Raw genomic sequence first — 24078 nt, forward strand, 5'->3', positions numbered from 1 at the left:
CCTACGCCTTCCCCTCTTTGCGCAGCACGGCGTACCGCAGCGCCGCCTTCCCAAGGTACTCGTCCAGCTCCGGGTACCGCGAGCGCAGCGCGACCATGAACTCGTTCATCGGCAGCCGGCGCCGCTCCCAACCGCTCGGCGTGTCCCCAACCTCCTTCGCCACCACCAGGTACAGCGGCCGGACCGTGAGCGTTCCCTGCGGGTACTCCCGGTTGTGCCGCGTCGCCTTGCATTCGAAAAATCCCACGAGCTCCACCAGCCCGGGCTCGATGCCCATCCGCCCCCGCACTTCATCCTCCACAAACTGCTGGGCGTGCCGCTCGCCGGTCGGCCCCTCCACAATCCCCCAGGCCGGCTCGCCCGGCCGCCGCAGCACGTACCCCTTCTCTCCCGCCACCACCATCGCGTACGCGTAGTTCACCGGTGCATTCGGCGGCAGCACCTGCTCATTAACCCACCGCGCCCGCCACTGGTCCTGCAGGTTCAGCTCGACAACCCCCGGCCACCGGGGTTCGTACGCGGCCAGTGCCGCAAGGTTCACCATCGCTGCGCACTCCCCTCCGTTCGTCGTCGATACAGCGGCTTCGCCGCCACCAGCAGCCGCGCACCGCCCGCTGCGAGCGCTGCCCCGGGGTAGGCTGCCGCCGCCTCAATGATCGCCAGCCCCGCCGCCCCCTTCAATCCCCACGCCTGGAGGCACGACCGCACCTCGCCGACCCTCCGCCCCGCTTCGTCTGTCACCGCCGTCCCGGGCACCGCCGGCGGCCCTTCCAGCAGGAACGCCGCGAGGATCCGTCCCTCTCGCCCGCCAGGGATGCCGAGCAGCACGTCGAGGTCCGCCTCCGCCGGCGAAAGCCCCGGCTCAAGGTCCGGCGTCCAGGCAGGGATGCATGCCTCCACCCGCGCGACCTCCAGCGCCTCCGCACCCGCCAGCGCCACCCCCGCCGAGCGCAGCGTCCCCAGCAGGTGGCTGCCCACCGCCGGCGCCACCACCAGCTCGAAGCCGCCCTCCCCCGTATCGCTCGTCCGCACCGCCAGCGCCCGGAAGCCGTGGAACTCGAATGCCGCGCAGTGCAGCGGGCCGAGCCGCCCCGGCAGCGCCTCCGCCACGAACCGGGCCATGCACTGCCCCGCCGCCGGCCCGGCCACCCCGATCGTGCAGGTCGTCTCCGTCCGGTCGTCCACCCGCACCTCAAAGCCGTCGCCGATCGCCCCCCGCAGCTTCTCGCCGAGGACGCCCCGCCGTTCCGGCTCGCCGCTCACGAGATACGCCGCGCCGCCCGTCCGCGCCGCCAGCACGAGGTCCGCGATGTTCCCCTCGCCGTCGAGCACGGCGAACCGCCCTGCCCGCCCCTCTTCCAGCTCCTCCACCGGCCCGGCGAGCGCCCCCTTCAGCACATCCAGCGCATCCGGGCCCGATACGAGGAAGCGGCTCCGCGCGCTCCGGTCGAACGCCGCCGCCGACTCCCGCAGCGCCCGGTACTCTCCCTCCGGGTCGCCGTACGCCAGCGGCACCTCCCAGCCCCGCCGCACCCCCAGCCTCGCCCCGAAGGCAACGTGCGTCTCCCGCAGCGCCAGCCGCATCACTCCGCCGCTCATGCCGGCACGAACGTCCGACGGCCGTCCCGCTCAATCAGCCGCCCCGTCCCGGGGAAGGGGTTGTGCACGCAGATGAGCAGCGCGTTCTCCCGCAGCGCCCGTTCGGCCAGCTTCTTCTTCGATTCGAGCGACATCAGCGGCAGGATGTCGAATGCCGCGATCCACGCCGGCCGCTCGATCTGCACCGCGTGGTGCACCAGGTCTCCGGTGTAGATCGCCGTCTCCCCCGCCGAGCTGAGGACAATTGACGCGTGGTCCGCCGTGTGGCCCGGCGTCGGCCAGTACGTCACCCCCGGGATGAGCTCCGTTTCCCCCTCCACCAGCTCCAGCTGCCCCGACTCCGCCAGCGGCGCGAAGTTCTCCTCGAAGTACGTCCCGCGCGTCCGCTCGTTCGGGTGCATCGCCGCCTCGAACTCCCCCGCCTGGATGATGTACCGCGCCCGCCGAAATGTCGGCACCAGCCGCCCGTCCTCGGCCCGCCGCGTGTTCCACCCGCAGTGGTCGGCGTGCAGGTGCGTGTTCGCCACCACCGTGATGTCCTCCGGCCCCAGCCCGAGCGCCCGCAGCCCCTCGAGCAGCCGCCCGTACTCTCCCGGGAACCCGCGCTCCCGGGGCGTGCCCTGCACCTTGTCCCCCATCCCGGTATCGACCAGCAGCACCTCGTCCCCGCTCCGCACCACAATGCAGTTCAGCGAGAGCTTCATCCGGTGCTCCCGGTCGATGTTCTCCGGCCCGATGATCGGCTCCCACATAACCCGCGGCACCAGCCCCATCACCGCCCCTGCGTCCAGCTTGATGTAGCCGTCGCAAATCACGGCAATATCGAGATTGCCCACGCGGTAGCGGACCGGCTGCTCCATGCTCCGAACGATACCCGCCCGGACCGCGCAACCGCCACCCTTTTGCACACCACGTCTGCCAGCACCTCGCAGCTGCAAACCGTTGCAGCTAAACTACGGGAAGTAAGCAGGGAACAGGGGGAGACCATGCCGCTCTTTTTGCTCCACGCCGCCGACGGATTCTTCTCCGTCCCGGTCAGCCTCGTCTTCTGGGCCATCACCGTCGCCGCGCTCGCCATCTCCCTCAAGCGCGCCGGCGAACGCCTCGACGAGCGCGCCATCCCGCTCATGGGCGTCATGGCCGCCTTCATCTTCGCCGGGCAGATGTTCAACTTCCAGATTCCCGGTGGCACGTCCGGCCACCTCCTCGGCGGAGTCCTCGCCGGTATCCTCCTCGGCCCCTACGCCGGCACCGTCGTCATGGCCTGCGTGATCGCCGTCCAGGCAATCGTTTTCCAGGACGGCGGGCTCGTCGTCCTCGGCGCCAACATCTTCAACATGGGCATCATCGGCACCATGGGCGGCTACTGGGTCTACCGCGCCATCGCCGGCGCCCTCGGCGGAGAAGAGAAGGGCCGCCTCCCGGCTGCCGCCGTCGCCGCCTGGCTCTCGGTCGTCACCGCCGCCGTCGTCGCATCCTTCCAGCTCGCCCTCTCCGACACCACCTCCCTCGGCGCCGCCCTCGTCGCCATGGTCGGCTGGCACGTCCTCATCGGCATCGGCGAGGCCATCATCACCGTCGGCGCCCTCGGCTTCATCCGGGTCGCGCGCGCCGACCTCCTCACCCTCCGCGAAGCATCCCCCGCCTGACAGGGAGCACCCGCAATGACCGCTGCAGCACCCTTCGAACGTTCGTTCCTCCGCCGCTGGGGCTGGGCCATCGCCGGCCTCGTCATCGCCGCCCTCGTGGTCATCTTCCTCGCCCCTACCGCCTCCTCCGACCCCGACGGCCTCGACCGCGTCGCCGAGGACAAGGAGTTCGTCGACAAGGCCAAAGACCCGCCCTACGAATGGCTTACCGACTACTCCATCCCCGGCGTCAACAATGAGTGGGCCAGCGTCGTCCTCGCCGGCCTCATCGGCGTCGGCATCGTCTTTGTCGTCACCGTCGGTCTCGGCGCAGCAGTCCGCGCTGCGAAGAAGAACAGGGGGAGCTCCGCCTGAACCTCGACCGCTACGTCCCGCGCGAGAGCCCGCTCCACCGCGCCGACGCCCGGCTCAAGTTCCTGCTCGTCATCGCCTTCATCCTTTCGGTGAGCCTCCTCCCCGAGGGCGCCTTCCTCGCGCTCGCTGCAGCCTGGGCCCTCCTCTGCGCCGTCTCGCTCGTCGCCCGCATCGGCCCCCGGCCCATGGTCCGCGGCGCCTTCATCGCCCTCCCCTTCGCCTTCGCCGCAGTGCCTCTAATCTTCACCCGGCCCGGCAACCCCCTCGGTACCATCGACCTCGGCCTCTTCAGCCTCACCATCAGCGGCGAAGGCCTCGTCGCCTTCGCCACCATCCTGCTCAAAAGCTGGGTCTCCGTGCAGTCGGCCGCACTCCTCGTCTTCACCACCCAGTTTCACGACCTCCTCGAAGGTCTCGAGCGGCTCCGCCTTCCCCGCCTTATGGTCGCCATCATCTCCCTCATGTACCGTTACCTCGCTGTGCTTACCGGAGAGGCCTCCCGCATGCTCCGCGCCCGCGCCTCCCGCGCCGCCGTGCCGCCCGGCGCCAGTGCACCCGGCTGGCGCTGGCAGGCCCGCGTCGTCGGCAACATGGTCGGCGCCCTCTTCATCCGCGCCTACGAACGGAGCGAACGCGTCTACGTCGCCATGCAGTCGCGCGGCTACGCCGGCCACCTCCGCCACCTCCACGACCGCCCCTTCCCCAGGCCCCAGCTCGCCCTCCTCGCGGCCGTCGTCGCCCTTCTCGTGGCCTTCGAACTTAGCGCCCATACCTGGGTTCCGCGCGCATGACGCTCGAAGCGCCTGCCTCGCCCCAGTCGCCGGCCGCGGCGCCCCTCGTCCTCGTCGAAGGGCTCGTCTTCCGCTACCCCAACGGCCACCAGGCCCTCCACGGCATCGACCTCCGCATCGACCCCGGCGAAAAAATCGCCCTCATCGGCCCCAACGGCGCCGGCAAGAGCACCCTCATGCTCCACCTTAACGGCATCCACCTCCCCTCTGAAGGCCGCGTCGTCGTCAACGGCCTCCCCGTCTGCCGCGAACACCTCGGCCGCATCCGCGCCATGGTCGGCCTCGTCTTCCAGGACCCCGACGACCAGCTCTTCAGCCCGACCGTCTACGACGATGTCGCCTTCGGCCCCATCCACATGGGCCTCTCAAAAGAAGAGGTCGACGCCCGCGTCGCACGCGCCCTCGTTGCCGTCGGCCTCGCCGGCTTCGAACGCCGCCAGCCCTTCCACCTCTCCATCGGCCAGCGAAAGCGCGCCGCCCTCGCCACCGTTCTTTCCATGTCCCCCTCGCTCCTCGTCCTCGATGAGCCCTCCGCCGGTCTCGACCCCCGCGGCCGCCGCGAACTCATCACCCTGCTCCGCGGCCTCGAACAGACCCTCCTCGTGAGCACCCACGACATGCGCCTCGTCGCCGAAGTCTTCCCCCGCACCGTCATCCTCGACGAGGGCCGCATCGTCGCCGACGGCCCAACGGACCGCCTCCTCACCGACGCCCCCCTCCTCGAAGCCCACGGGCTCGAAATGCCCTGAACCCCCGCGCTCCAGTGACGGGAATGACCCGCCCGCACGTATACTGAAATGGAGTGAACACCGCCGACTTCGCCGCCTTCGAAGCCGCCATCCGCGGCGCCGACCACGAGGTGGACCTGTTCACCGCTGCCATGGTGATCGCCCGCCTCGGCGGCCATGAGGTCGACCCCCACCGCGCCGCCCGCACCCTCGACCTCATCGCTGAGAACGTCCTCGCCGAAGCCGGCGAATCCCCCTCCCGCGACGCTCTCGCCCACGCCATCGACCACCAGCTCTTCACCGTCGAAGGCTTCCACGGCAGCTTCGATGACTACGACAATCCCGAAAACTCCTACCTTGACCGCGTCATCGAGCGCCGCCGCGGCATCCCCATCACCCTCTCCCTCGTCTACCTCGAAATCGCCCAGCGCGTCGGCCTCCCCGCCGATGGCGTTGGCTTCCCCGGTCACTTCATCGTCCGCTACGGTGAACCCGGCGCGTACACCTACCTCGACCCCTTCCAGCAGGGCGTCCGCCTCGACGAACAAGAACTCCTCGCCATGCTCCGCGGCCTCGACCTCGGCGGCGCCCGTCCCGAAACCTTTCTCGCCGCCGTCACCCGCCGCCAGGTGCTCCAGCGCATGCTCAACAACCTCCACGTCGCGTTCCGTAACCGCCGCGACATCCAGCGCTGGCACGATACGATCGAACTCCAACTCCGCCTCGCGCCCTGGAACGTCAGCCTTATCGGCGAGCGCGGCATGCTCCGTTACCGCCTCGGCCGCCTCGAGGAGGCGCTCCCCGACCTCGAGACCTACGTCACCGCCAGCGAAACCGGCGCCAGCCCGGGCGCCATCCGCCTCCTCGACCAGCTCCGAATCCGCTACCGCAACATGGGGGAATCGCGATGACCATCGAAACGCCTGCTCGCCACAGCCAGCCCCGCGGACGCCAGGCTCTCCAGCGCTCCATCGCCTGGTACCTCCGCCAGCTCTCCCGCGTGCTCAACGTCCTCACCGACGAAGAGCTCGAACGGCTCGTCCCCCACCTCACCGAACGCCGCTTCAAGCCGCGCCAGGTCATCTTCGCCACCGGCGACCCCGCCGAACGCGTTTACCTCATCCTCAAAGGGCGCGTCAAGATCTACCAGGTCGCCGATAACGGCAAGGAGATCATCCTCGATGTCGCCGGCAAGGGTGACGTCGTCGGCGATATGGCCATCGTCGAAGACGGCGAGCGCACCGCCACCGCCCAGGCCATCGACGAAACCATCGCCGTCTCCATCTCATGGGAAGACTTCTCCCACCTCCTCCAGCAGTCGCCCCGCCTCGGCATGGCGATGATGGAGCTCATGGCCCGCCGCCTCGCCGGCATGCAGCGCACCTTCATGAACATCGTCTCCAAGCCCGTCTCGGCCCGCCTCGCCGATACCCTCCTCTCCCGCGCCGAAGATGGCATCATCCGCCTCGGCCTCACTCACCAGGAGCTCGCACAAACCATCGGCACCAGCCGCGAGACCGTCACCGCCCTCCTCTCCCGCTTCACCACCCTCGGCGCCATCGCACCCATCCCCGACGGCTACCGCATCCTCGACGAAGACCTCCTCGATGACATCGCCGCCGGCGAGGTCCCCGTCTCCCCCCGGCATCCTGTGAACACACCGGCCAGTACCATGGCAGGGTGAGCCCGGCACACACGGACCCGCTCGCCCCGGACGGCCCCCGTCCCCTCCTCATCGCCCACGGCGGCGGCAACAGCCCCTCAGCTGCTGCCGCCGCCCTCGCCGCCGGCGCCGACCTCCTCGAGGTCGACCTCTGGCTCCACCGCGGCCGCTTCGAAGCCCGCCACGAGCGCCGCATCCGCTTCCTCCCCTTCCTCGTCGAAACCTGGTACCTCAAGCGGCTTCCCTCCTCCCACTTCGGCCTCGAACAGCTCCTCGACCTCGCCGCCGCTTCCGGCGCCGCCGTCCTGCTCGACCTCAAAGACGGCGGCCGCGATGCAGCCCCAGCGCTGCGCGACCTCCTCGCTGCTTCCGAGCCGCGCCCGCCTGTCGTCGCCTCCTCCCAATCGTGGAATATCCTCCGCGCCCTCCACCAGGCCATCCCCGGCCTCCCCCTTCTCTATTCCATCGACGTCCGCGCCAAGCTCGATCTCTTCCTCGCCGTCGCCGAACGCGACCCCCTTCCCCGCGGCATCTCCTGCCGCCACACCCTCCTGGCCCGCCCTGTCGTCGAACAGCTCCGCGCCGCCGGCCTCGCCGTCGTCGCCTGGACCGTCGACGACCTCGACCGCGCCCGCGAACTCGCCGACTGGGGCGTCGACGGCATCACCACCCACCGCGTCGCCGAATTCCGCGACGCCTTCCGCGCCAGCCCATGAGCCGCCCGATCGCCGTCTACGTCCACATCCCGTTCTGCACCGTGAAATGCGGCTACTGCGATTTCAACGCCTACGCCGGCATGGATGCCCTCAAGCCCGCCTACCTCGAAGCACTCCTCGCGGAAATCCGCGCCAACGCCCCCCTCCTCGAAGGCCGCACCATCGCTTCGGTCGGCTTCGGCGGCGGCACCCCCGGCGAACTCCCCGCCGCCCACATCGCCACCGTCCTCGATGCCCTCCGCAACACCGCGCCCTTCGCGCCCGGTGCCGAAGTCACCCTCGAAGTCAACCCCGGCACCTCCAGCCCGGCGCACCTCAATGCCCTCCGCGCCGCCGGCGTCACCCGCCTCTCCATCGGCGCCCAGTCCTTCGACCCGGCCGAGCTCGCCTTCCTCGACCGCATCCACTCCCCCGAAGCCACGGCCGCCACCGTCGCCGCAGCCCGCGCTGCCGGCTTCACCTCTGTCAGCCTCGACCTCATGTACGGCCTTCCCGGCCAGCCGCTCGAACGCTGGCTCGCCACCGTCCGGGCGGCCCTCGCCCTCCAGCCCGACCACCTCTCCCTCTACGCGCTTACTATCGAGCCCGGCACCCCCCTGGCGCGCCGCGTCGAGCGGGGCGAAGTGACCCCCGCCGACCCTGACCTTACCGCCGACATGTACGAGGCCGCCTCCGACCTCCTCGAAACCGCCGGGTTCGAACAGTACGAACTCTCGAACTGGGCCCGCCCGGGCCACCAGTCCCGCCACAACCGCGCCTACTGGACCGATGCCGACTACCTCGCCCTCGGCGCCGGCGCGCACGGCTACCTCGCCGGCGAGCGCTACGCCAATATCGACCACCCCCGCGCCTACATCGATGCCGTCGCCTGCAACGCCCCCCGCGGGCCGCGCCCGGCGCTCGCCGCCGTCACGACGCCGCCCCACCCCGCGCACGTCGCCGATTGGCTCGCCCTCCGCCTCCGCCTCCTCGAAGGGTTCTCACCCCGGGAGTTCGAAGCCCGCTGGTCGCTCTCCCTCGAGGCCGCCGCCGGCCCGGTCCTCGCCGACGCCGAAGCAGCCGGCCTGCTCGAACGTTCCCCCCGCGTCCGCCTCACACGCCGCGGGCGCCTCCTCCACGGCGAACTCGCCGCCCGCCTCCTCGCCCACCTCGACCGCACCCTCCCGCGCGCAGCCCCTGCGGCCCGCTAAATCCCCGTACCTCCCGGCAAGAAGGGGAGATGCCTCCGGAACCGCTCAGGCCGCCTCGGCCGCCAGCTTCTGCTGCCCCCGCACCTTCCGCCACAGCTTCGCCAGGTCGCCGTTCTCCCACGCCACCAGCACCTGCGAGGCCACCCCGATGCTCGAATACGTCCCCGCCACGATGCCCACCAGCAGCACCAGCAGGAAGTTCCGGATCGTTTCGCCGCCGATCAGCAGCATCGCCACGATCGTCAGCAGCACCGTCACCGACGTATTGATCGACCGCGCCAGCGTCTCGGTCAGGCTCGCGTTCACCGCCTCCTCGAACGGCACATAGGGGTCCTGCGAGACCACCTCGCGCACCCGGTCGAACACCACAATCGTGTCGTGCACCGAGAAGCCGATGACCGTCAGGATTGCCGTGATAAACGCCGTATCCACCTCCACGCCCCTGAACTCCCCGAGCACCGCGAACAGCCCCATCACAATCACCGCATCGTGCACCAGCGCGATCACCGCGCACGCACCGTACCGCCACGCCTTCGGCAGCTGCCGGAACGCCAGCCAGATGTAGACCAGGATCGCGACCGCCGCCGCAATCACCGCCAGCGTCGCATACCGCGCAATCTCCGCAGATACCGACCCTGACACCGTCGCAAAGTCCTTCCGCTCCAGCGCCCCGAACCGCTCCTGCAGCGCCCGCTCGATGTCGTCGATCTCCCCCGGCGGAACCGGCCCGGCTCCGCCCGTCAGGCTTGGCGCGTTCTCCAGTTCGTTCGTCCGCACGATGAACGTGTTGGTGCCCGATTGCTGTACCCGCGCCTCCGGATGGCCCAGGTCGCGCATCGCCTGCCGCAGCTCCGCCTGCGTAACCGTCCGCTCCTTGAACTCAATCGTAAACGTCGACCCCGACGTGAACTCGATGCCCGGCTTGAGCCCAAAGATCGCCAGCGCAGCCAGTGCCGCCAGGAAAAACACGCCCGAAAACCCGAGGTACCACCAGCGCTTGCCTGCAAAGTCCAGCATTCGCCTACTCCCCCGCGGCCTCGGCCAGCCGCCGGCGCCGCTCTTGCGCCGGCACTTCCGACGCATTGAACAGGAACCCGCTCTTCGCCAGCGGCGTCCCCAGCAGCATCTTCAGGAAGGTCCGCGTCACGGTGATCGCCGAGAACATGCTCACCAGCACACCGATCGCCAGCGTCAGCGCGAAACCTTTCACCAGCGCCGCCCCGAACTGGTCTCCGAACCAGTACAGGATGACGCACGTAATTAGCGTCGAGACGTTCGAGTCGCGAATCGACGACCACGCTCGCCGGAACCCGATGTCGATCGCCGCGTTCAGCGTCCGCCCGCGCCGCAGCTCCTCTTTCAGCCGCTCGAAAATCAGGATGTTCGCGTCGACCGCCATACCCACCGAGAGCACGAACGCCGCAATGCCCGAGAGCGTCAGCGTCACCGGCACCAGCTTGAAAATCATTAGCGTCACCGACGTGTATACCACCAGCGCCGCCGAAGCCAGCAGGCCCGGGAGCCGGTAGTACAGCACCATGAACAGCATCACCGACGCCAGGCCGACGAGGCCGGCCTTTACCGAGGCGAGCACCGAGTCCTCGCCGAGCGTCGCGCTCACCTCGCTCGCCTGCACCGTCCGCAGCGGAATCGGCAGCGCGCCGGCGTTCAGCTGCTTCGAGAGCGTATTCGCCTCGCTGAACGTCGGCTGCCCTGTAATCTGCCCCCGGTCCCGGATGACGGCCTGCACCTCCGCCTCGCTCAGCACCTCGCCGTCGAGCATCACCACCAGCAGCCGCCGCGGGTCTCCCGGCGGATACTGCAGCGCCCGGGTCGTTATCTGCTCCATCAGCTCGGCGCCGACGCCCGTCGTCTCGAAGTTCACCGCAAACGTCGTCCCCAGCCGCGACGGGTACGTGTTGTTCTTCAGGTAGGCGCCCGTCATCTGCAGCGTCTGCCCGTTCACCACCCCGGTCGCCGGGACGAGGTTGTACTGGTCGTCGTACACCATGAACTCCAGCGACGCCGTCTTCCCGATGAGGTTCTGCGCCTCCGTCAGCGAAATCCCCGGGACCTGCACGCTCAGCCGGTTCCCGCTCGCGCGCGCAATCTCCGCCTCGCTCACGCCGAACGCATTCACGCGCCGCTCCACCACCTGCTTCGCGCTCTCCAGCGCCTGGTCGAGGTCGCCCTGGTAGTCCGGCGGCGGGTCGGCCTCGAGTACCAGCCGCACCCCGCCCCGCAGGTCGAGCCCGAGCCGCATCGTCTCCCGCTCGAAGTCGCCAATCTTGATCCCGCGCCCCGAGGGCCAGAAGTCGCCCGGCAGGTACCGCTCGGGCGTGCTCGGCCAGACGACGATGATGCTGAAGGTCGTCAGCGCGACAACGAACAGAAACAGCAGGACCGTCGTGGTACTACGCACCCGAGCGTGTCACCTCGCCCGTCGTCCCCTCCGTCGCCTGCGCGGCGCCTCCCGCCGGCTCCAGCGTGCTCAGCCGCCGCGCGATCGCATCGGTCACCGCCCGGACCCGCACCCCCGGCGCAATCTCGAGGATGATCTGCGTCGGGCCCTCCGCAGGCACCACCACATCCTTCACCTCGCCGATCAGCCCGCCCGTCGTAATCACCTCGTCGCCGATCTTCAGCTGCTGGACCGCCTTCCGCTGCTCCTTCTTCTCCTTCAGCACCGGCTGCAGCAGGATGAAGTAAAAGGCGGCAACCGCCAGCCCCGTATAGAAAATCACGCTCCACATTGCGGCCATGCTGGAATCTCCTCGCCGGCCCTTTACCCGGCCGGTCTACTCCGCGAACCCGGGGCGCGTCAGCACGTCGCGTGCCAGTGCGAGGGCCTCATCCCTCGTCCGAATCTGCCCCTCGAGCTGGGCGTGGCGAACCGATGTTAGGACAGCCCCCAGCAAGCGTCCACCGGAAAGCCCCAGCTCCGCGATGAGGTCATCACCGGTCACCAGCGGCTCCGGCCCGTCGCCTTCGGTCGCGCCCCACGCCCGCGCCAGCACATAGTTCACGAACCCACAGTGCCGCCGGAAGTGCTCCCGCGTGTACCGCGGCCCCTGCGTCGCCCATCCGTCGGCCAGGTTCACCACCATAAGCGCCAGCACCTCGCCGTCGAGGTCGCGAACGAACCGCCGCACCGCCCGGTCAGTCGCCGGCCAGTTCCGGACCAGCTCTGCCGGCCGCAGGTGGTAGCGGATGAGCCGCCCCACCAGCGCAGCCGCCTCGGCCTCGAGCCCGAGGGCCGCCAGCCGCGGCGCCATCATATCCGCACCTGCCGGCCCGTGCCGCGGAAACCGCAGCCGCCCGTCCTCGAACGTCGCTGTCGCCGGCTTCGCCACGTCGTGCAGCAGCGCCCCCAGCCGAACCAGCGCCGGGAGCGGCACCCCGCCAACCTCCCGCTCCAGCCACCGGTCGAAATCCACCCACCCGATCGCCTCCCGGAACTCCCGCCCGGGGACTCCGTCGCCAAAGACCGCGTCCACCGCCTCCACCGCCGCGAGACTGTGCCCGAGCACGTCGTAGGCGTGCAGCTCCGGCTGCGCAAATCCGCGCCCCGCCTCCAGCTCGGGGATCAGCGCCGTAAGCCCGCCGGCCGCGTCGAACGCCCGCAGCCGTTCCCCGGCCCGGCCGTCGGCCAGCACATCCAGCAGCGTTGCCTGGCCCATAACTGCAGGGTACGCCCTGCCGCTTCGCCGTGCAGTCGGCTCGCCCGCGAACAGCACCGCCCCTACGATGCTCACGTGAACGGAAACGTCAGCCCGGCGTCCTTCCGCATCCGCTCCCTTACCGTCCCGGTCTACCTCCCCACCTTCCTCTTTGCGGTCGGGCAGGGCGCGGTCATCCCCGTCATGCCCCTCTACGCCATCGAGATCGGCGCCTCCCCCGCCTTCGCCGGCTTCCTCGTTGCCCTCCGCGGCATCGGCACCATGGCCTTCGATATCCCCGCCGGCATCATGGTCTCCCGCCTCGGCGAACGCTGGGCCATGCTCGCCGCCACCGCCGTCCTCTTCTTCATCGCCGTCGGCTTCGCCCTCGCCCCGGCCACGCTCCTCCTCGCACCGCTCGCCTTCCTCATGGGCTGCACCTGGGCCGTCTGGATGCTCGCCCGCCTCTCCTACGCCACCGACGTCTCCCCGCTCGACCAGCGCGGCCGCGTCCTCTCCCTCATCGGCGGCTCCAACCGCATCGGCAACTTCGCCGGCCCCTTCATCGGCGCTGCCGGCGCGACGCTCATCGGCACCGATGCCGCCTTCTACCTCCAGGCCCTGCTCGCCCTCGCCGCCGCCATCACGATCTTCGCCGTCGTCCGCGAAACACCCCCCGACCACGGCGCCGCCGCCGGCGGCCACCCCGTACTTGGCGTTCTCCGCGAACACGCCGCCGTCTTCGCCACAGCCGGGCTCGCTTCCCTTGCCATCCAGGTCCTCCGCTCCAGCCGCCAGGCCGTCATCCCCCTCTGGGGCGACCGCATCGGCCTCGATGCCGCCCAGGTCTCCATCATCTTCGGCCTCTCCTCCGCCCTCGATATGACCCTCTTCTACCCTGTCGGCATCGTCATGGACCGCTGGGGCCGGAAGTTCGCCGGCGTCCCCTGCCTCCTCTTCATGAGCGCCGGCATGCTCTTCGTCCCCCTCAGCGATTCCTACCTCGCCCTCCTGCTCGCCAGCCTTCTGATCTCCTTCGGGAACGGCCTCGGCAGCGGCATCAACATGACCCTCGGCTCCGACTTCTCCCCCGCCGTCGGCCGCGGAGAGTTCCTCGGCGCATGGCGCCTCGTCACCGACCTCGGCACCGCCGGCGGTCCCCTCCTCGTCAGCGCCATCATCGGCGTCAGCTCCCTCGGCGCCGCTGCCGTCGCCACAGGCGGCATCGGGCTGGCCGGCGCAGCCGTCCTCACCTTCCTCGTCCCCGAACCGCTCCGCCGTCACCGCCCGGCTGCCGGGCCGGCCCCCGGCGCCTGACCCGGCTCAGAGAATCGCGCCCGCGTCCTTCAGCGCCGCAATCTGCTCCCAGTCGTACCCCAGCTCCAGCAGCACCTCCTCCGTGTGCTGCCCCAGCTCCGGCGCCCACCCGTGCGGCCGCGCCGGCGTCCCGTAGAAGTCGGCCGGCGTGTTCACCTGCTCCACCACCCCGTCCGGCGACTCCAGCTCCACAAACGCCCCCGCGGCCCGCACCACCGGGTCCTTCACCACCTCGGCCACGTTCAGGATCGGCGCCCACCACACGTCGTGCGCATCGAAAATCGGCCCCCACTCCGCCAGCGGCTTCGTCGCGAAGATCCGGTCGAGGGCCGCCACCAGCGCCGGGGCGTTGTCCCGCCGCCCCGGGATATCCGCGAAGCGCGGGTCCTCGGCCAGCTCCGGCGGATTCCCCAGCGCCCGCAGCAGGTCCGGCCAGTGCCGGTCGCCCTGCAGGAGCAAAAGGTAAAACCACCGTCCCTCCGCATCACGGTACGGGTTGATCAGCGGGTTCGGCGCATGCCGCCGGTCGTGCGGCGGCGTCGGCGGCGGCTGCAGCCGGAGCTGCGTGTTCGTGTCCCACCCCATCATGTACACGCCGATCCGCGCCAGCGAGACCGCCACCCGCTGCCCCCGCCCGGTCCGCGTCCGCGCGAACAGCGCCGCAGCCACCGCCCCGGCCGCGCTCGAACCGGTCATGTGGTCGCCCATGCCGCCCCGCTGCAGCGGCGGCTCCGCCCCTTCCGGCGTCAGTCCTGCAACAACCCCTGCCCGCGACCAGAACGCCCCAACGTCGTACGCCGCCCGGTTCGCCTCCGGCGAATCCGGCCCGTACCCCGTCACCTGGCAGTAGATCAGTCCCGGGTTCCGCGCCGAAAGCTCCTCGTAGGTCATCCCCAGCCGCTCCAGGGCCCGCGGCCGCATATTCGTCACGAACACATCCGCCCGGTCAATCAGCGCCCCGGCGATCGCCCGGCCCTCCGGCGTCTCCAGGTTCACCGCCACGCTCCGCTTGCCGCGGTTGTCCAGCTCGAACGGCGGGTTCATCGCCATGCCGAACGCCGCGCCCAGCCCCCGGAACGGGTCCCCCTCTGGCGGCTCCAGCTTTACGACCTCCGCGCCCCAGTCGGCCAGGATCGCGGCGCACGAGGGCCCCGCGACCCAGACGCCCATCTCGACCACCCGGATGCCTTCCAGCGGTCCAGCCATCTCCTTCCCTCCGTTCCGAACCGAAAAGCGTCGCCCACGGATTCTACCGGCGCCTCCGCCAGCCGCGACCCGGCCCTACCGCACCGCGTTCGCCAGCGCCGAGCACGCGCTTGCCGCAAGAATCACGAACACCAGCAGCCGGAAGCGCCGCTCGTCCAGCCGGTGGAACAGCCGGTTGCCCGCCAGCCGCCCCGCCTGGCTCGCCGGAAACGCCAGCAGCGCCAGCCCGGCGGTGTGCCAGGTCAGCGTCCCCGAAGCCGCCAGCATCGCCGCTGCCCCGCCCGACGTCGCCAGAAAGTACACCGTCGTCGTCCCCCGGAACGCCAGCGGCGCCAGCCGCCGCCCCTGCAGATACAGCACGACCGGCGGCCCCGACATGCTCGTTGACGTATTCAGCAGCCCGCTCACGAACCCCGTCCCCAGGTCCCACCCGGGCCCCGTACCGCGCAGCTGCCAGCCGCGTGCCAGCACCGCCGTGAACACCAGCACACAGATCGCCATGCCGGCCTGCAGCGCCCGCGGCTCCAGGAACAGCAGCACCGCCAGCCCGAACGGCATCCCCAGGTAACACCCAGCCACCATCCCCGCGGTCGTCCGCCGCTCCGCTGCCCGCCCCACCGCCCGCAGCTGCGTCAGGTTCACCGCCGTCCCGAGCAGGTTCGCCAGCGCCACCGTCTCCTTCGGCCCAATCACCATCGCCAGGAACGGCACGATGAACAGCGAGAACCCGAAGCCCGAAAGCGCCTGGATCAGCGAGGCCGCCGCCGCAAGCCCCGTCACCGCCAGGCCCGTCTGCCAGTCCACGCCTCCTTATCGCACGCCCCCGCGCTCCGACCAACGCACACCCCGCCGCCGCGCTACCCTACACATATGGAAGTTGCCAACGAACTCATGGTCCGCGGCATCGTCGTCGGCGTGTTCCAGGAAAACTGCTGGGTCATCGGGAACCGCCGCACCGGCGAAGCCATCTGCATCGACCCCGGCGACGAGCCCGAGGAGATCCTCGCCCTCGCCCGCGACATGGGCGTCACCATTAAGTACATCGCCAACTCCCACGCCCACGTCGACCACGTCATGGGCGTCGCCGGCGTCCACGCCGCCACCGGGGCGAAGTTCCTCCTCCACCAGGCCGACCTCGACCTCCTCCGCCACGGCTGGAAGGCGATCGCCGCCCGCTTCGGCATCTCCATCGAAAAGGGCCCGCCCGACCCCGACGCCTTCGTCACTCACGGCGACATCGTCGAAGTCGCCGGCCTCCGCCTCCACACCATCGCCACCCCCGGCCACACCCCCGGCTCCGTCTCCTACTACGCCGAAGAGGGCCTCCTCTTCAGCGGCGATACCCTCTTCCGCGGCTCGATCGGCCGCACCGACCTCCCGGGCGGGAACTTCGAGCAGGAGATGCGTTCCATCTGCGAGCGGCTGCTCGTGCTCCCGGATGAGACCATCGTCCTCCCCGGCCACATGCAGGAAACCACGATCGGCTTCGAAAAGCAGCACAACCCCTTCGTCCTCGAATGGCTCCGCCGCGGCCAGGACCCCGCCGCAAGCTGGCTCCGGCAGTAACCCGGTGACGGCTCGTATCGAATTCCATGGCGGCGCCGGCACCGTCACCGGCTCCCGCTTCCTCGTTTCCACCCGCGACGACGCCATCCTCGTCGATTGCGGCCTCTTCCAGGGCCTGAAAGAGCTCCGCCTGCGCAACTGGCAGGGCCCCGGCTTCGACCCCCAGGCCCCCCGCGCCATAATCCTTACCCACGCCCACATCGACCACACCGGCTACCTCCCCCGGCTCGTCCAGCTCGGCTACCGCGGCCCCATCTACACAACGCCCGCCACCGCCGAAATGACCCGCATCCTCCTCCTCGATGCGGCCGAAATCCAGGAGGAAGATGCCGCCTTCGCTAACCGGAAAGGCTTCAGCAAACACCACCCCGCCCTCCCCCTCTACACCGTCAAAGACGCCCTTCGGGCCCTCCAGTACATCCGCACCCGGCCCTATGGCGAACGCTTCGACGCCGGCACCTTCCGCGTCACCTTCCGCAACGCCGGCCATATCCTCGGCTCCGCCTTCGTACAGCTCGAAGTTCCCATGGGCGAAGACCGCGCCCACCGCATCGTCTTCAGCGGCGACCTCGGGCGCTACCACCAGCCCATCCACACCGACCCCGCCCCCCTCCCGCCCTGCGACACCCTCGTCCTCGAATCCACCTACGGCGACCGCTCCCACGGCCACCAGTCCGTCATCACGCAGCTCCGCGACGAACTCCTCCCCACCCTCGAGCGCGGCGGGACCGTCCTGGTGCCCGCCTTCGCTGTCGCCCGCGCCCAGCTCGTCACCCACCACCTCCGCATCGCCATCGAAACCGGCCGCTTCCCCGATGTCCCCATCCACATCGACTCCCCCATGGCCAACGACGTCACCGGCCTCTACAACCGCTACCTCGAAAGCGAATACCTCGACCGCGACATCCCTCACACTGCCCCCGGCGCCCTCTTCCCCCGCAACGTCCGTTTCCACCGCACCATCGAGGATTCGAAGAAGCTCAACAACCTCCCCGGCCCCCGCATCATCATCGCCGCCAGCGGCATGCTCACCGGCGGCCGCGTCCTCCACCACCTCCAGCGGCTCGCCCCCGACCCGCGCAACCTCATCTGCCTGGTCGGCTACCAGGCCGCCGGAACCCGCGGCCGCGCCCTCCTCGAAGGAGCGCCCACCGTCCGCGTCTTCGGCATCGACGTCGACGTCCGCGCCCGCGTCACCTGCATCCACGGCCTTTCCGCCCACGCCGACCGCGATGAACTGATCCGCTGGGTCGAATCCGCCCACGAGCCCCCGAAACGCATCGTCCTCGTCCACGGCGAACCGCCCGCCGCCGAGTCGCTCGCTGCCGCCCTCCGCGCCCGCGTGCTGTCCGACCTCGTCGTCCCCGCGCTTGGCCAGTCTCTCGCCCTCGCCTGAACGGCCCGGCCGCTACTGCTCTTTCCGGAAGTTCAGGTAGTACCGGCTCGGCGTCGGCCCCTCCTGCCCCTGGTACTTGCTCCCCGCCTCCCGCGAACCGTACGGGTGCTCCGCCGGCTCCGTCAGCCGCAGGAACGAAATCTGCGAAACCTTCATCCCCGGATACAGCGCAATCGGCAGGTTCGCCACGTTCGAAAGCTCCAGCGTCAGCGCCCCGTTCCAGCCCGGGTCCACGTACCCCGCCGTCGAGTGCACCAGCAGCCCCAGCCGCCCGAGCGACGATTTCCCCTCCAGCCGCCCCACGATGAAATCGGGCAGCCGCACCCGCTCCAGCGTCACCGCCAGCGCAAACTCCCCCGGGTGCAGGATGAACGGCTGCTCGTCCGTCGCCGTCACCAGCTCCGTCAGGTCCGGGTACTCCTGCTTCACGTCGATGAACGGCACCCGCGAATTCCGGAACACCCGGAACTGGTGCCCCAGCCGAAGGTCCACGCTCGCCGGCTGGATTGCGTCCTCCCCCAGCGGCTCGATCTCGATATTCCCGGCCGCAAGCTCGCGGCGGATCGTGCGGTCACTCAGGACCATCCCGGCTACCCCCGGCGGATTCTGCCCAAGTCTAGGGCTCCTGCGCCTTCCGGGCTCGTGCTGCCCGCCCGCGCCGCTGCCTGCGCGATAATCTCCCGCCAGACCCCTCCCGCCAGGTTCCCCACATGGATCCCTTCGCCCACCCCCTCCCCCGTCTCACCTCCCGCGTCGATCCCGCCTCCGATGCCTTCCGCGCCAACGCCGCGCACAACCTCGCCCTCGTCGACGACCTCCGCGCCCGGCTCGAACGCGTCGCCCGCGGCGCCGACCCGGCCGCGATCGAACGCCACCGCGCCCGCGGCAAGCTCCTCGCCCGCGAACGCATCCAGCTCCTCGTCGACCCTGCGACCGCCTTCCTCGAGTTCAGCCCCCTCGCCGCCGACGGCGTCTACGACGACGACGTCCCCTCCGCCGGCATCGTCACCGGCATCGGCATGGTCGCCGGCCGCCCCTGCGTCATCATCGCCAACGACGCCACCGTCAAGGGCGGCACCTACTACCCCCTCACCGTCAAGAAGCACCTCCGCGCCCAGGAAGTCGCCGAAGAGAACCGCCTCCCCTGCATCTACCTCGTCGATTCCGGCGGCGCCTTCCTCCCGCTCCAGCACGACGTCTTCCCCGATAAGCACCACTTCGGCCGCATCTTCTACAACCAGGCCCGCATGAGCGCCCGGGGCATCCCCCAAATTGCTGCCGTCATGGGCTCCTGCACCGCCGGCGGCGCCTACGTCCCCGCCATGAGCGACGAAACGGTCATCGTCCGCGGCACCGGCACCATTTTCCTCGGCGGCCCGCCCCTCGTTCGCGCCGCCACCGGCGAAATCACCACCCCCGAAGAACTCGGCGGGGCCGACGTCCATACCCGCGTCTCCGGCGTCGCCGACCACCTCGCCGAGGACGACCACCACGCCCTCCGCATCGTCCGCGATATCGTCAGCACCCTCCCGCCCCGCCGCCCCCACCCTGGCCCGTCGCCCCCGCCGAACCGCCCGCCTGCCCTGCCGACGACCTCCTCGGCATCATCCCCGCCGACCTCCGCCACGCCTTCGACGTCCGCGAAGTCATCGCCCGCATTGTCGATGGCTCCCGCTTCCACGAGTTCAAGGCCCGCTACGGCACCACCCTCGTCTGCGGCTTCGCCCGCATCGAAGGCCACCCCGTCGGCATCGTCGCCAACAACGGCATCCTCTTCTCCGAATCCGCCCTCAAAGGTGCCCACTTCATCGAACTCTGTGCCTCCCGCGGCATCCCCCTCGTCTTCCTCCAGAACATCACTGGCTTCATGGTCGGCCGCCAGTACGAAAACGCCGGCATCGCCAAAGACGGCGCCAAAATGGTCACCGCCGTCGCCTGCGCCGCCGTCCCAAAGTTCACCGTCATCATCGGCGGCAGCTTCGGCGCCGGGAACTACGCCATGTGCGGCCGCGCCTACGGCCCGCGCCAGCTCTGGATGTGGCCCAACGCCCGCATCTCCGTCATGGGCGGCGAACAGGCCGCCTCCGTCCTCCTCCAGGTCCGCCTCGACCGCGGCGAAACCCTCTCCGCCGAGGAACAGGAAGCCTTCAAAGCCCCGACCATCGCCCGCTACGAAGCCGAAGGGTCTCCCTACTTCTCCACCGCCCGCCTCTGGGACGACGGCGTCATCGACCCCCGCGACACCCGCCGGGTGCTCGCAATCGGGCTCCAGGCCGCCGCCTGCGCGCCGCTCGAACCCACTCGCTTCGGCACCTTCCGTATGTAGGCCGCCCTCCCGCTTCTTTTCATCGCCGCCGAAAGGAACCAGTAAGACGCACGCAAACAAACGGGAACATCGCATCCGCTGCGCATCGTTTCCCCGGTCGGAGGGATACCCGCTCACCCAGGAGGAACCATGCCTTCGAACCCACCAGTCCGTCTCTCCGGCCCGCTTGGCTGGGCCATTGCTGGCGTCGCCGCAGCTGCCCTCTTCGGGGCCGGCGTGCTGACCGCCCGCGCCCTCTTCGATGACGACGCCGAAGCGCCCCCGGCCGCCGGCGCCCCGGTTGCCACCCGGCCGCCCGTCCAGGGCGCTCCTGCCGGGACGGCGCGCCCCGGCGTGCCGGTATCGAGCGCTCCCGGCCGCGGCGGCGAAGACGTCGCCGCCCCGAAAGGCGGGTACGGCGGCCCCTACGGCTGCCTCGCCCCCCTGCCCGTTGATGCGCTCGGCACGTCCTTGGTCGACCTCGCCGCCGCCGGCGTCACGCCCCGCGTCCCGCGCTCCGGCTTCGAGCTGACCAGCCTCTACCTCTCCGCCGTCGCCGACTGCACCCCCGACGGCGCGCCCACCGGCAGCCCCCGGCCGTCGCTCTCCACATCGTGGCGCCACACCGCCACCGGCCTCGACGTCTACATCACCCAAACTGCCAGCAGCGAGCCGGCCGCGCCCGTCCTCCGGCCCGATAGCGCCACCTTCTCGGCCCTCGGCTACCTCTTCACCGTCTACGTCAACGCCTACCCCGTCATGCCGATGGATACCGGCACCACCACCTACCCCGCAAAGCCCGACCCCCGCGCGGCGGAGGTCCTGCGCGAGGTCATCAGCCAGGTCGCGCCCGGTTTCGACCAGCAGTGCTTCTGGGTCGCCGCCGATGGCGACTGGGCCAGCCTCGCCGACTACGGCATCGGCGACCCGCGCCCCGCCGTCCCGGGCAACTTCAAGCTCGCGGAGGTCCACATCACGACCTTCCGTGCTCCCCAGCCTCCCTGCGACACCTCTACCCGCCCAACCGAGGGCCTGGGCCTCTACGCCCAGTGGAACGCGCCCGGCGGCGACAGCCTCGGCATCTCTGTCACCGGCCTCCCCGCCGGCACCACGGTCGATTACCCCGGCTACCTCGACCAGTTCGGCGCCAACTGGACCGCACGCGGCCTCCAGTTCTCCATCTGGTACGGCAGCAAGGACGGGCGCGGCAACGCAGACCTTATCCGGTCCATCGCCCGCGCGCTCGACCCCTCCTTCACCGACGCCTGCTTCATCCAGCAGCGGACCCTCTCCGAGGCTGACCTCGCAAAGCTCGGCCTCCGCGCACCCGTCCCGCCTGCCGGCTACACCATCGTCACCAAGAATCTCACGGTCTCTGATATCGCCCCTGGCTGTCCGCGCCCGAAAGACTTTTTCGCGAGCTACGCGCTGTTCTGGACGCTCGAAAAGGGCGCCGACGTTATCGATATCTCCGTCTACGCCGCGCCCGATTCCCCGAAGCCCGGCGCCTTCTCCGGCTGGATCAGTGAATCCAACATCAGCTGGATGACCGCCGACGGAACGAGCTTCAACGTGAGCGGCTACTCGAAAGGAGTCAGCCCCGCCATCTCCCGCGACGACCTCGTCGCTGTCGCGAAAAGCCTCGACCCTTCCCTCGATATTTCGAAGCTCGAGGAGCAGCCTGGCGGCGGCGTCGTCCCGCCCCGGCCGGCCCCGGGCGGCCCCGAGAAGGTGAACTGACCGCCTGTCGCGCCAGGCCTGCGCAGGGCTCCCGGATGGGGAGCCCCGCGTGCTTTCCGGCCATCCCGGGTCTACCAGAGGTCGAGCCGAACGAGCACCTCCCCCGCCGCGACGGTCGCCCCAGGGCCGGCGCATACCTCGGCGACGCGCCCGTCCGCATCCGCGCGCACCGGGTGCTCCATCTTCATCGCGTGGATCACCGCCAGCACCTGCCCCGCCGCGACCTCCTGCCCCTTCTCCACCAGCACCGCCGCAACAGTCCCGGCCAGCGGCGCGACCGCCACCGTCCCCGCCGGCCCGCCCTCCCCGTCCGCCCGCCGCGCCGGGGGCGCCGGCCAGGCCGGGCAGAAGGTCCACCGCTCGCCGCCCGGCCCTTCCACGGCGATACCCCCGCCTGTTACCTGCGCCCGGAACCCGTGCGTGTCGACCGCAACCGCCAGCGCGTCCCGGACCGACCAGCCGTCAGTCAGCCAGAGCGCCGCCCGCCCCGCGCCGATCCATGCCGGCCCGGCGAACGCTCCCGCCCGTGGTGCCAGCCCGGCCGCGGCCCCTGCGGCTGCCGCCCACGCACCCTCCGGCGCCCCCGCCCGCTCCAGCAGTTCAGGCAGCCGCTCCTCCAGCCACTCCACGTGAACCTGCCCGCGCACGAACTCCGGGTCGCCCGCCAGCACCTGCACCAGCGGCGCCGTCGTCCGCGGCGTTTCGATGAGCCCCGGCGGGACCCCCCGGGCGAGCCGCAGCGCTTCCTCGCGGTCGCGCCCGTGCACCACCACCTTCGCCGCCAGCGAGTCGTAAAACCCCGGCACCCGGTCACCGTCGGCGTAACCGGCGTCGATCCGCCACCCCGCTGTCGCCGCCCCCGGCCACCAGCGCACCTCACCGCCCGTCGGCCGGAACCCTTCCCGCGGGTCCTCCGCGTTGATGCGGAATTCGATGGCGTGGCCCCGCAGCTCCACCTCCTCCTGCCCGAACGGCAGCCGCTCCCCGGCGGCAATCCGCACCTGCAGCTCCACGAGGTCCAGCCCGGTGATCGCCTCGGTCACCGGGTGCTCCACCTGCAGCCGCGGGTTCACCTCAAGGAAGTACCACGGCCGCCGTCCCTCCGGCCCCGGTTCCCCCACAAGGAACTCCACCGTCCCCGCGTTCACGTACCCCGCTTCCCGGGCCAGCCGGACCGCCGCCTCCGTCAGCTCTGCCCGCAGCCCCGGGTCGACCGCCGGGCTCGGCGCCTCCTCCACCAGCTTCTGCCGCCGACGCTGCACCGAGCACTCCCGCTCCCAGAGGTGGAGCACCGTCCCGTGCCGGTCCGACAGCACCTGCACCTCGATGTGCCGCGGCCGCTCGACCAGCCGCTCCAGCAGCAGTCCCCCATCACCGAAGGCTGCCTCCGCCTCGCGCCGCGCCTCCGCCAGCAGCCCCGCCAGCTCCCTCGGCGTCCGCGCCAGCCGCATCCCCCGACCGCCGCCGCCGGCCCGCGCCTTGATCAGCAGCGGGAACCCCACCGCTTCCGCCGCCGCCAGCAGCGCCGCGTCATCCCCGTCGCCGTCGAACCCGGGTACCACCGGGATGCCAAGCCTCGCCGCGAACTGCCGCGCCCGCGCCTTGTCGCCCAGCGCCTCCATTGCCTCCGGCGGCGGGCCGATGAACACGATTCCCGCCGCCGCGCACGCCCGCGCGAACGCCGCCGATTCCGCAAGGAACCCGTACCCGGGGTGAATCGCCCCGCACCCGTGCGAGTGCGCCGCCGCGAGCAACTGCTCCCCGTCGAGGTAGCTCTCCGCCGGTGCCGAACCCCGCAGCAGCGCTACCGCATCCGCCTCCCGCGCCGCCAGCGAATCCCTGTCCGCCGGCGAGGCCGCCACCACCGCCCGCACGCCCAGCCGCCGCAGTGTCCGCACGATGCGCACGGCGATTTCGCCCCGGTTCGCAACCAGCACCGCCTCAAACATCGCCGCGCATTCAACCACAGCCCGCGCCGGCTACGCGAGCTTCCCGTCGACCAGCCGCACCACCTCGCCGCGGCGCGCGCCGCACCACCGGCACGACCCATCCATCTCCGGGTCCGGGTGGCGCACCTCCACCTCAATGACACCCGCGAGGTCGCCCGCCTCCGCCGCGGCCCACGCCGGCAGCTCCCACGCCACGAACTCGTTCGGCGGCCGGCACACGAAGACCAGCCGGCGCACGCCCTCCCCGCCG

The 24078-nt window shown here is 70.6% G+C and carries 24 protein-coding genes and 1 pseudogene; 13 read left to right on the forward strand and 12 right to left on the reverse strand.

Translation table 11 applies throughout. From position 1 onward, the window contains the following. Position 1: 1 nt before the first annotated feature. The 3 genes from A9A59_RS05735 to A9A59_RS05745 are packed head-to-tail and all read right to left on the reverse strand — an operon-like array spanning position 2 to position 2459. The gene (locus tag A9A59_RS05735; RefSeq protein ID WP_098503368.1) at positions 2-544 is read right to left on the reverse strand and encodes a hypothetical protein; all 543 of its coding nucleotides are present in this window, start codon (positions 542-544) and stop codon (positions 2-4) included. Further along, positions 538-1599, reverse strand: a complete 1062-nt coding sequence (locus A9A59_RS05740) for a hypothetical protein (RefSeq protein WP_098503369.1) — start codon at positions 1597-1599, stop codon at positions 538-540. The genes A9A59_RS05735 and A9A59_RS05740 overlap by 7 nt, the downstream gene beginning before the upstream one ends. After that, positions 1596-2459: an MBL fold metallo-hydrolase gene (locus tag A9A59_RS05745; RefSeq protein ID WP_098503370.1), complete on the reverse strand. Its 864-nt coding sequence runs from the start codon at positions 2457-2459 to the stop codon at positions 1596-1598. The genes A9A59_RS05740 and A9A59_RS05745 overlap by 4 nt, the downstream gene beginning before the upstream one ends. A gap of 126 nt (positions 2460-2585) precedes the next feature. On the opposite strand from A9A59_RS05745, the gene A9A59_RS05750 reads away from it, so the two are divergent. From A9A59_RS05750 to hemW, 8 genes are read left to right on the forward strand one after another with little or no spacing between them, the layout of a single operon-like run. Continuing rightward, positions 2586-3248: an energy-coupling factor ABC transporter permease gene (locus A9A59_RS05750; protein ID WP_098503371.1), complete on the forward strand. Its 663-nt coding sequence runs from the start codon at positions 2586-2588 to the stop codon at positions 3246-3248. A 15-nt stretch (positions 3249-3263) separates the two neighbouring features. Next, entirely contained in the window at positions 3264-3602 is a 339-nt protein-coding gene (locus tag A9A59_RS05755) for a PDGLE domain-containing protein (RefSeq protein ID WP_098503372.1), read from the forward strand. Next, complete coding sequence (cbiQ, locus tag A9A59_RS05760; RefSeq protein ID WP_098503373.1) at positions 3488-4393, forward strand: cobalt ECF transporter T component CbiQ; 906 nt, start codon at positions 3488-3490, stop codon at positions 4391-4393. The genes A9A59_RS05755 and cbiQ overlap by 115 nt, the downstream gene beginning before the upstream one ends. Further along, the gene (locus A9A59_RS05765) at positions 4390-5142 is read left to right on the forward strand and encodes an energy-coupling factor ABC transporter ATP-binding protein (RefSeq protein ID WP_098503374.1); all 753 of its coding nucleotides are present in this window, start codon (positions 4390-4392) and stop codon (positions 5140-5142) included. Before cbiQ ends, A9A59_RS05765 begins: the two co-directional genes overlap by 4 nt. Before the next feature lie 53 nt (positions 5143-5195). Further along, positions 5196-6032, forward strand: a complete 837-nt coding sequence (locus A9A59_RS05770) for a SirB1 family protein (RefSeq protein ID WP_098503375.1) — start codon at positions 5196-5198, stop codon at positions 6030-6032. Then, positions 6029-6805, forward strand: coding sequence for a Crp/Fnr family transcriptional regulator (locus tag A9A59_RS05775; RefSeq protein WP_098503376.1), 777 nt, complete (start codon positions 6029-6031; stop codon positions 6803-6805). Before A9A59_RS05770 ends, A9A59_RS05775 begins: the two co-directional genes overlap by 4 nt. Beyond that, positions 6802-7500, forward strand: a complete 699-nt coding sequence (locus tag A9A59_RS05780; RefSeq protein ID WP_098503377.1) for a glycerophosphodiester phosphodiesterase — start codon at positions 6802-6804, stop codon at positions 7498-7500. Before A9A59_RS05775 ends, A9A59_RS05780 begins: the two co-directional genes overlap by 4 nt. Beyond that, positions 7497-8690 carry a radical SAM family heme chaperone HemW gene (gene hemW, locus A9A59_RS05785; protein WP_098503378.1) on the forward strand — a complete coding sequence of 398 codons (1194 nt, stop codon included), beginning with the start codon at positions 7497-7499 and terminating at the stop codon, positions 8688-8690. The genes A9A59_RS05780 and hemW overlap by 4 nt, the downstream gene beginning before the upstream one ends. Before the next feature lie 45 nt (positions 8691-8735). Here the strand turns inward: hemW and secF are convergent, their stop codons facing one another. From secF to A9A59_RS05805, 4 genes are read right to left on the reverse strand one after another with little or no spacing between them, the layout of a single operon-like run. Next, complete coding sequence (secF, locus tag A9A59_RS05790) at positions 8736-9707, reverse strand: protein translocase subunit SecF (protein ID WP_165772536.1); 972 nt, start codon at positions 9705-9707, stop codon at positions 8736-8738. Between the two features lie 4 nt (positions 9708-9711). Next, complete coding sequence (gene secD, locus A9A59_RS05795) at positions 9712-11112, reverse strand: protein translocase subunit SecD (protein WP_098503380.1); 1401 nt, start codon at positions 11110-11112, stop codon at positions 9712-9714. Then, complete coding sequence (gene yajC / locus A9A59_RS05800; protein ID WP_098503381.1) at positions 11105-11452, reverse strand: preprotein translocase subunit YajC; 348 nt, start codon at positions 11450-11452, stop codon at positions 11105-11107. Before yajC ends, secD begins: the two co-directional genes overlap by 8 nt. A 36-nt stretch (positions 11453-11488) precedes the next feature. Next, complete coding sequence (locus A9A59_RS05805; protein WP_098503382.1) at positions 11489-12370, reverse strand: HD domain-containing protein; 882 nt, start codon at positions 12368-12370, stop codon at positions 11489-11491. A 75-nt stretch (positions 12371-12445) separates the two neighbouring features. Between A9A59_RS05805 and A9A59_RS05810 the strand changes: the two genes are divergently transcribed. Further along, a complete protein-coding gene (locus tag A9A59_RS05810; RefSeq protein ID WP_098503383.1) occupies positions 12446-13666 on the forward strand; it encodes an MFS transporter in 1221 nt (406 codons plus the stop codon). 6 nt (positions 13667-13672) lie between these two features. Here the strand turns inward: A9A59_RS05810 and A9A59_RS05815 are convergent, their stop codons facing one another. Both A9A59_RS05815 and A9A59_RS05820 read right to left on the reverse strand, forming a co-directional pair. After that, positions 13673-14872 carry a CaiB/BaiF CoA transferase family protein gene (locus A9A59_RS05815; protein ID WP_098503384.1) on the reverse strand — a complete coding sequence of 400 codons (1200 nt, stop codon included), beginning with the start codon at positions 14870-14872 and terminating at the stop codon, positions 13673-13675. Positions 14873-14947: 75 nt separating this feature from the next. Next, positions 14948-15676 (reverse strand): sulfite exporter TauE/SafE family protein, encoded by a 729-nt coding sequence (locus A9A59_RS05820; protein WP_098503385.1) that lies wholly within the window; start codon positions 15674-15676, stop codon positions 14948-14950. Positions 15677-15742: 66 nt separating this feature from the next. On the opposite strand from A9A59_RS05820, the gene A9A59_RS05825 reads away from it, so the two are divergent. Together A9A59_RS05825 and A9A59_RS05830 are read left to right on the forward strand one after the other, a co-directional pair. Next, entirely contained in the window at positions 15743-16438 is a 696-nt protein-coding gene (locus A9A59_RS05825; RefSeq protein ID WP_278286809.1) for an MBL fold metallo-hydrolase, read from the forward strand. Between the two features lie 4 nt (positions 16439-16442). Then, positions 16443-17834: an MBL fold metallo-hydrolase RNA specificity domain-containing protein gene (locus A9A59_RS05830; protein ID WP_165772380.1), complete on the forward strand. Its 1392-nt coding sequence runs from the start codon at positions 16443-16445 to the stop codon at positions 17832-17834. A 12-nt stretch (positions 17835-17846) separates the two neighbouring features. On the opposite strand, the gene dcd is transcribed toward A9A59_RS05830, so the two are convergent. Next, positions 17847-18419 carry a dCTP deaminase gene (gene dcd, locus A9A59_RS05835; RefSeq protein ID WP_098503387.1) on the reverse strand — a complete coding sequence of 191 codons (573 nt, stop codon included), beginning with the start codon at positions 18417-18419 and terminating at the stop codon, positions 17847-17849. 125 nt (positions 18420-18544) lie between these two features. On the opposite strand from dcd, the pseudogene A9A59_RS05840 reads away from it, so the two are divergent. Together A9A59_RS05840 and A9A59_RS05845 are read left to right on the forward strand one after the other, a co-directional pair. Beyond that, positions 18545-20160, forward strand: a pseudogene (locus A9A59_RS05840) (carboxyl transferase domain-containing protein). 129 nt (positions 20161-20289) lie between these two features. After that, a complete protein-coding gene (locus A9A59_RS05845; RefSeq protein ID WP_098503388.1) occupies positions 20290-21879 on the forward strand; it encodes a hypothetical protein in 1590 nt (529 codons plus the stop codon). Between the two features lie 71 nt (positions 21880-21950). Here the strand turns inward: A9A59_RS05845 and A9A59_RS05850 are convergent, their stop codons facing one another. Together A9A59_RS05850 and A9A59_RS05855 are read right to left on the reverse strand one after the other, a co-directional pair. Beyond that, positions 21951-23828, reverse strand: coding sequence for an acetyl/propionyl/methylcrotonyl-CoA carboxylase subunit alpha (locus A9A59_RS05850; protein ID WP_098503389.1), 1878 nt, complete (start codon positions 23826-23828; stop codon positions 21951-21953). Between the two features lie 30 nt (positions 23829-23858). Beyond that, the gene (locus tag A9A59_RS05855; RefSeq protein WP_133117527.1) at positions 23859-24065 is read right to left on the reverse strand and encodes a hypothetical protein; all 207 of its coding nucleotides are present in this window, start codon (positions 24063-24065) and stop codon (positions 23859-23861) included. Positions 24066-24078 lie beyond the last annotated feature (13 nt).

The sequence above is a fragment of the Tepidiforma thermophila genome, assembly GCF_002563855.1.
Lineage (GTDB): Bacteria > Chloroflexota > Dehalococcoidia > Tepidiformales > Tepidiformaceae > Tepidiforma > Tepidiforma thermophila.